Source organism: Candidatus Latescibacter sp., assembly GCA_030692375.1.
GTDB lineage: Bacteria > Latescibacterota > Latescibacteria > Latescibacterales > Latescibacteraceae > JAUYCD01.
On sequence record JAUYCD010000104.1, the window covers coordinates 1 to 8,211 of the forward strand.

Here is an 8,211-nt window from a genome sequence, read left to right on the forward strand (position 1 = left end):
ATATAGGCGTTACTGAAAATGGCGTAAAAGTAGATACCAATCTTGAGACAAGTGGGCGTTATCATTCTAACTGGCTGAATATGATGTATTCTCGCCTCTTGCTTGCAAGACAACTTTTAAAAGATGACGGAGTAATCTTTATTTCAATTGGAAATGAAGAAGTTCACCATTTACGAAAAATGTGTGATGAAATATTCGGTGAAAATAACTTTATTGAATGTATTACTTGGAATAAACGAGTTCCTAAAAACGATAAAGGTATTGGAAGTATACATGAATACATTGTTATTTATGTAAAAGACTCTTCGTTCAAGCATGAATTTACGATGCGTAAAAACGGACTTGAAGAGATAGAAGAATTTATTGCCAAGCTCAAAAACAATGCAACACCACTTAATGAAGCTGAGGAAGAAATACGAAAGTTATATAGGAAAAAAGATTATGATCGTGGAATTACTTTGTATAATTCTCTAAATGAACAATATCGATTGTGGGGCAAAATCAATATGAGTTGGCCCAACGCAAATTCATTTGGTCCAAGATATGAAGTAAAACATCCGATGACTGGTAGACCTGTAAAAATTCCAGATAGGGGTTGGCGTTGGAAAGAAGAAACCTTTAATGATGCTGCTGGCATTAAAAATGGTAACTATGAATCCATAATTAAGTTACATGATGGAACATTTATGTGTGGAAAAATATGGTTTGATAAAGACGAAACAACACAAGCTAGTTCCATAACTTATTTTGACGAAGTAGATAGATTTTTATTACGTTCGATTTTATCAACAAAAAGTGATGGTGGCATTGAAATCGAAAATATTTTTGAGGGAAAAAGCTTTTTCTCATATCCGAAACCAACAACTCTTATCAAGAGTTTAATCGATTCTTATCAGGAAGATAATAATATTATATTAGACTTCTTTGCCGGTTCAGGTACCACAGCACATGCTGTTATAGAACTTAATCGAGAAATCGGAGGCAATCGCAAATTCATCCTCGTCCAAATTCCAGAACTTACAGACGAAAGCTCCGAAGCATATAAGTCCGGCTACAAAAAAATCTCCGACATAACAATTGAACGTAACAAGCGCGTAATTCAGAAAATCGAAAAAGAAGAAGCGGAAAAGCAACCTTCATTACTTGATTCAGATAAAAAGCCTTTTAAAACAGGCTTCAAGGTCTATAAACTCGCCAAATCAAACTTCCCTCGTGTTGAATTTGTTCCCGACCCCGCTAAAACTGAAGAAGAAAATCTGGCCTTGCTTAATAAATACATAGACGAAAAAGAAGCCATGTTCCTTGCAATGGTTGATGAAAAAAATATTTTCGATGAAGTGCTGATGAAAAATGGTTTTATGCTCAATTATTCAAAGGTGAAATTGGATGATTTTTCAAAAAACAATGTTTTTCAAATTAAAGACGATTTCAAAGAGTGTCTTATCTGTATGGATATTACAATTCAGAAGGAAACTTTAAAAGAATTGGAACCATTCAAAGACAATATCTTTATCTGCCTTGAGCGTGCGCTTGATACAACGATGAAATGGAATTTAAAGCATTTGCTCGGTGACAAGTTGATTGCATTTTAGAAAGGGGATGTATTCTGCCTCTACAATCTCCTATCAAGTATCAACAGGTGGTCTGTCCCCTTCGTCCCATAAGTCCTTTTCTGCCCCCTCTCACATCCCTCGTCCTATTCGTCCTACCTGTCCAATTTGTCCTACTCCTCTCATTCTTTCCATTCTTTCCATTCCTCTCATTCCATTTTTCAATTCCCCTTCCCCCATGTCAAGGAATTTATTTTACACCGATGTAAATATTTATCTTGACAAAGCCTTCTCTATATACTATCTTTGACGAAAATGTGTATTGCGGTTTTTTTGTTTCGTTCCGCACATTCGTCTCATATGTCCTTTTCGTCCCATTCAAAGCAACTCGATTTTATCGCCTTTTTTATTTTATCCGAAAGGCAACATACGTTATTATATATGCATACAATCATAACATACGTTTTCTTTGGAGGTTTGCGATGCATTATTCGAAAAATGAATTGAAGTTTCTTGAACTCGTTCGCCAGAACTATTATACGGTATTAGAAAATGGCGAGATTTACAGGACATTATGCAAGTTCTGCAGATCGGATTGTTTTAACAAAGTGTTAGTTAGCTCCGATAAGAGAGGTTATTGCACTATTAAATTCCCTTACAAAAAGAAAGTATACGGCGCTTTTGTCCATAGAATTGTCTATAGTTTTTTCCATGGCGAAATTCCGGATGGTATGCAGATCAATCATATCGATGGCAATAAGGGGAATAATGCCCTTTCGAATCTTGAAGTAGTTACTCCCAAAGAAAATACTAGACATGCCATCCATGTAATAAAAACCATGAAAAATCACGGAATCAACCATTATAGAGCTTGCCTCAAACCGGCAGATATCGCTAAAATCTTATATTTCCATCATCGCCGTACCTATTCATCCATAGATCTCGCCGCCATGTTTGGTGTTTCAAGAGGCTATATCATGGAAATTTGCAGATTAGAGAAGTGGCGCTGTCTTTTCGGTAAAGAATACATTCTTTCTGGTGCAGGTTATTTTGGAAAAAAGAAAGCCGGCATTTAATCTTTTAACTTGTCCTACCCGTCCTACCTGTCCTATCTGTCCTTTACTATATCTTGTAGAGGTTTAGCATACTAACCCCCATACATTGTGCAAAAGATGAAAGGGAGCGACTAATTATTTTTTCATTTTTACATAAAATAGTTGCATCTTTTTTTTCATTTTATCGTATATTATGCAGCAATTCGGACACATAGTCCGAACACTGCGGTTCATGTATCTTAACCCTATAATTTTTAATCAGTTAAGATTGGACGAAAAAACGATGAATGAAAAGAAGCCGCAGGGGAAACCTCCCCACCGAGGCAAAAATGGAAAAACGAGAAAAATCTTAGGGCCGGTGCCCAACCTTGAAGAACACGTTCACCCCGACTGGTGGAGAGGAATCTTCAATCCGCTCTACCTGAAAACCGACGGGGATATTGTTGACGACCGCAATATTACTCGTAATGAAGTGGACATGTTCTCCTCCATCCTGAACCTCTCCTCCGAAGACAGAATTCTGGACCTTTGCTGCGGTCAGGGACGTCATTCCATCGAGCTTGTATCCAGGGGATTCAAGCATGTGGAAGGCATAGACCGCTCCCACTATCTCATACAGCGCGCCAAATCCAACGCCAAAAAAGACGGGCTCAAAGTAAGATTCCGCGAGGGCGATGCCCGTAAGCTTCCTTTCGCTCCCGACGCATTCATTACGGTCATGATTCTCGGAAACAGCTTCGGCTATTTCGAGACAGTTCAGGACGACCTTCGGGTGCTCAAGGAAGTATTTCGCATCCTCCAGCCCTGGGGGAAGCTCCTGATCGATATCGCCGACGGCGATTATCTGCGTGAGCATTTCCAGCCCCGCTCATGGGAATGGATCGACAAAAAGATGTTTGTATGCCGCGAGCGCTCCCTTTCCGCTGACGGCGACCGTCTCATCTCCCGTGAAGTGATAACCCATGTAGAAAAAGGAGTCATCGAAGACCAGTTCTATGCCGAGCGTCTGTATACATCGCAAAAACTGGTGGAACTGGTGCGGAGCGCCGGGTTCTCCGATTTCTCCGTGCACGGGGAAATCTCATCGGTCACAAACCGCAACCAGGACCTGGGCATGATGGAGCACCGTACCATCATCACCGCGATGGCGCGGAAAGAATGGACCCCGGTGAAACGGAAGCCGAAAGAGGCGGTGAAAAACGTGATGGTAGTGATGGGCGATCCCCACAAGCCGGATGCCCTGAAACCGCTCGCTATTTTCGACGACGATGATTTTTATACCATCAACCAGTTGACCACCGGGCTCCGTGAGCTGAAAGGATACCGGTTCAATATCCTCAACAATCATGACACCCTCATCGAGGATCTCATCAAGCTGAACGGGAAATTCGACCTGGTGATGAATCTCTGCGATGAGGGGTATAACAACGATCCCCGCAAGGAACTTCATGTTCCCGCCCTGTTTGAGCAGTTGAACATTCCTTACACCGGCGCCGGGCCGCAGTGCCTGGCTTATTGCTACGACAAGTCGCTCGTGCGCGGCATCGCCAAGGAGATGGGTATTCCGGTTCCGGAGGCTTTCTTCATCAAACCGGAGGATACCACATTCGAGCTTCCTTTCGGGTTCCCGGTGATTGTGAAACCGAATTTCGGCGATTCAAGCTTCGGAATCACCCAGCGCAGTGTGGCTAACAACTTCGAGGAGCTCCTGAACGCCATCTCGGAGATTCGGGAGAAGTTCGGGTACGAGAAACCCATCCTGGTCGAGGAGTTCCTGATCGGGAAAGACCTGAGCGTGGGCATCATCGGCAACGCCCCTTCGTCGTACACCGTGCTTCCCATCACCGAGGAGGATTATTCCGAGGTGCCGGAAGACCTGCCCCGTATCTGCGGGTATGAGGCAAAATGGTCGCCGGATTCGCCTTATTGGAAGATCAAATCCATTCAGGCGGATATTCCCGATGAAACGGAGAAAAACATCGTCGAATGGTGCGCCAAACTGTACGACCGTCTTGAATGCCGCGACTATGCCCGTCTGGACTGGCGTCTGGACGGCGACGGAAACCCCAAGCTCCTCGAGGTGAACCCCAATCCCGGCTGGTGCTGGGACGGTCATCTGGCCAAGATGGCAAAGATCATGGGCATATCCTATTCCGACATGCTCCTTTCCATTCTGCAGGCCGCCGAACAGCGACTGGGAATCCAGACCGATTCGCGGGAGGAAGACCATTCAGGCAGCAATGGAAACGGCAACGGACGGAAACCCGAAACCGAAACCAGGCTGAATGGTATGACGGAAGAATTTGTGGCGATGTAACCCTCACCCCCTGCCCCCTCTCCCGCACGCGGGAGATGGGGGAGAGGAATAGAAATAGATGCCGAAACAAGTTCGGCATGACACGTGCTCTTCGACAAGCTCAGTGCTCGGTCAGCGGGCTCTGAGCCTGCCGAAGAGTCCGCTGCATCCTGAACTCGTAGCCGCTGCGCGGGAACGATAAAACCGTTTCAGGATCTAAATGTGCAATCACAATTAAACCTGACCGACTGCATGTCAAGGTTAGTTTCCTTTATCATCTTATGCTTCAATATGCTGCAAATTATATTCTCCTGCTAAATAATTCGCATTTTCCCCTTGACAAAATTCAAATTCCCTGCTTTATTATTTAATAAGCTAATTAATTCGCACATAATTTTTCCCTGGAGAATCCCTATGGCGCGCCGAAAAACCCGCACATTCACCGAAGTGGAACTGGAATTCATGCGTATCCTCTGGGACAGGGGCGAAGCCGCTCCCGAAGACATCCGCGACTCCCTTCTGGCAAACGGGCGCTCCCTCTCCGGCGGCTCCATCCGCAATGTGCTCGCCATCATGCAGGAAAAGGGGTATGTCGCCCGCCGCAAGGAGGGCAAAGCATTCCTTTATCGCGCGAAAATCCGTGAGGAACAGGCCCGCGAGGGCATGGCCCGCAATCTCCTGGAAAATGCCTTTGCCGGTTCTGAATCGCTCCTCGTGGCCTCGCTCCTGGAGCGTCGCGACATCCGCCCGGAAGAACTCGAAAAAATCGAGCTTCTTATTTCCGACCGCCGGAGGAGGGAAAAGTCATGAACGCCTTGAGTCTTCTCACATCGCTGGACAGCGCGGGATACACTGTCCTGCGCATACTCCTCTCCGTGCTCTGGCAGTCAACCATTGTGCTCGCGGCAGCAGGAGCGCTCACCTGGTTTCTCCGAAAGAGGGGGGACAAGGTGCGTCATATAATTTGGACCGGAGCGGTTTGTATTCTCCCCCTATTGCCGCTGCTCACCTGGGTTTCTACGCAACTCGGTTCCCCCCGTGCGGAGATTCAGGTTTTCCGGCCTTACACAGCTCCTGCGGCACAAATGAGAGACTTTTCTTCAAAATCGCCATTATCTTTTACTCAAGGACACAATCAGGACATAAAGGACGAAAATAATTCTCTGAGAATTGTCCCATCTGAAAATAGGCCGCTCACCCTATCGCTTCTCGATTATCCCTGGGCGCTGGGACTGGCCGGGTACCTGCTTCTTGTCTTTGCGCTTCTCTTCTTGATAGCTGTCGGGCGGCTCCGTATCAGGCGATGGATTCTCGATGGCGAGGCGATAATCGATCCCCGTGTGCTGGATACATTCCGGGAAGCGGGCGCGCTCCTGAGCCTCCGGCGGGAATACCCGGTCATCGAACAAAAAACCGTACTCGCGCCGGTCGCCTGCCGGGTTTTCCGCCCGGTCATCATCCTGCCGTCCGAATTCGCTACAGATCTCACCGATGCCGAGCTCCGGGCGGTGGCTTTCCATGAGCTTATGCATGTCAAGCGCCGCGATACGCTCATCTTCGCCCTGGTTTCTTTCATCCGGGCAGTGTTCTTTTTCCAGCCTCTCGTGTGGTTCGCCGGCAGCCTCATTTCCTACCTGGCGGAGCTTGCCTGCGACAGCGCGGTGATTGACTCTCAGGGCGATCCTACCGCCTACGCCGAATTCCTCACCCGTATCGCCTTACGCCTTCCCGACCGCGCGCTTTCCACCGAACTCGCCGCGGGAATACTGTTCACCAAAAGCAGTTTCTTCTTACGAATCAGGGAAATACTATCCGACCGTCGGGAACAGGTAAAAAAGCTGTCAAGGCTGACGATAGCTGGATTGATATGCGCCGGGGCGATTTCACTGGTGGTAGCGGCGGCGCTGCCGATAGGGGAAGTTACAACAAAGGTGCTTAAAGAAAGCAGTGAAGTAAAAAATGTGACTACAAAGGAGATTGCTCCACTAGCAACTCTAACTGTTCCTGCGCCTCTGGATAGCCTTAAGAGCGTGAAAGAGGAATCTGAAAAAGGAAAAATCAATACTGTCACCATTACCGGTAATGTGATACATGACGGAAAGCAAGTGGCAGGTGCTAAATTTTTTCTATACCATTCTGATCAAGAACATCCAATCAAATCCAAACTTATGACAGAATCAAAAAGTGACGGTAGTTTTTCCTTTGTCATTTCTGACAGCGAGTACGGTTATTGGAACTATGTTTTTGTAACTCACCCAAAATACTCGATCGGATGGAAAGTGCTCAAACCAAATGAGCCTTTGAGTATAGTTCTCAATAACCCTTCCTCGATCAAGGGAAAAGTAATCGATAAGGATAGGAAACCCATTGAGGGTGTAACTATAAAAATGCCGATAATAATGATGCCGGATATTTCTTCCGAACCGAATATATTGACGTCATTAATGGGCACTTCCAATTTTTTTCTCCCCACGTTTATCATTCGTACCTATATGAACGGTTCCTTTGTTTTTAAAAATTTGCCGGAAGGGGCAAAGGTTGACCTCTCGGGAACGAAACCGGGTTATGCACGGTATTCAGGACATGGTGTCTTAGCTGGTTCAGATTTATCTATTGTACTCAGGCCTGAAGGACGAATTTCCGGTAAAGTTATATTCGAAAAAACCGGATTACCGGCGCGAAATGTTGAAATCAGCGCAGGGGGCCTTGGGGATAATTGGGGGGGCAATTCCGGAATTACCAATAATCAGGGAAACTATACTATAACGGAATTATCTGAAGGCTATTATGATGTATTATATACTATACCCACGCCGTTGGATTGGACCGCGGCTGCTATGGAGAGTGTCAAAGTTGATGAAGGCAAAGAAACTAAACGGATAGATTTGAAATTGATTGAAGGAGGTATAATCATCGGAAAGGTGATGGATAGTGAAACCGGCAGGGGAGTGAAACCCAGCAAAAATTCAGAGGTTTCTATATACGGTCCTTCCCGCCCGAAAAGCTTAGGTACTATTCAAAGTGCGCCGGTTCAGCCCGATGGCTCATACCAGATACGGGTTGCGCCGGGGAAGAATTATATCTACCTCCAGACCTTTTCAGGGAAATTAAAAGAGAAGACGCAATTTCACTGGGTGGATGTAAAAGAAGGCGAAACTGTTAAAAATATCAATTTTTTTGTAAAAAAAGACAGCACAGGTACATATAATTCCGATGAAAAAGCAGGCTCACTGAAAAGCATGAAAGAAGAAATGCTTGAGAAAGAAGCTATAGTTATACGGGATGAAAAAGCTGTAAGTGAGATGACCAA

General features: G+C 45.6%; 6 protein-coding genes. All 6 read left to right on the top strand.

Annotation, left to right across the window (positions count from 1 at the left end; all coding sequences use genetic code 11):
- Positions 1–1,592: site-specific DNA-methyltransferase (locus Q8O92_06325; GenBank protein ID MDP2982924.1), on the top strand; the 1,592-nt coding region annotated here is incomplete at its 5' end.
- Between the two features lie 440 nt (positions 1,593–2,032).
- A complete protein-coding gene (locus tag Q8O92_06330) occupies positions 2,033–2,626 on the top strand; it encodes an HNH endonuclease signature motif containing protein (protein ID MDP2982925.1) in 594 nt (197 codons plus the stop codon).
- Between the two features lie 262 nt (positions 2,627–2,888).
- The gene (locus Q8O92_06335) at positions 2,889–4,922 is read left to right on the top strand and encodes a methyltransferase domain-containing protein (protein ID MDP2982926.1); all 2,034 of its coding nucleotides are present in this window, start codon (positions 2,889–2,891) and stop codon (positions 4,920–4,922) included.
- A gap of 58 nt (positions 4,923–4,980) precedes the next feature.
- Positions 4,981–5,103, top strand: coding sequence for a hypothetical protein (locus tag Q8O92_06340; protein ID MDP2982927.1), 123 nt, complete (start codon positions 4,981–4,983; stop codon positions 5,101–5,103).
- A 212-nt stretch (positions 5,104–5,315) separates the two neighbouring features.
- Positions 5,316–5,711: a BlaI/MecI/CopY family transcriptional regulator gene (locus Q8O92_06345; GenBank protein MDP2982928.1), complete on the top strand. Its 396-nt coding sequence runs from the start codon at positions 5,316–5,318 to the stop codon at positions 5,709–5,711.
- A partial coding sequence (locus tag Q8O92_06350) for a M56 family metallopeptidase (GenBank protein MDP2982929.1) occupies positions 5,708–8,211 on the top strand: 2,504 nt, incomplete at its 3' end. The genes Q8O92_06345 and Q8O92_06350, both read left to right, overlap by 4 nt.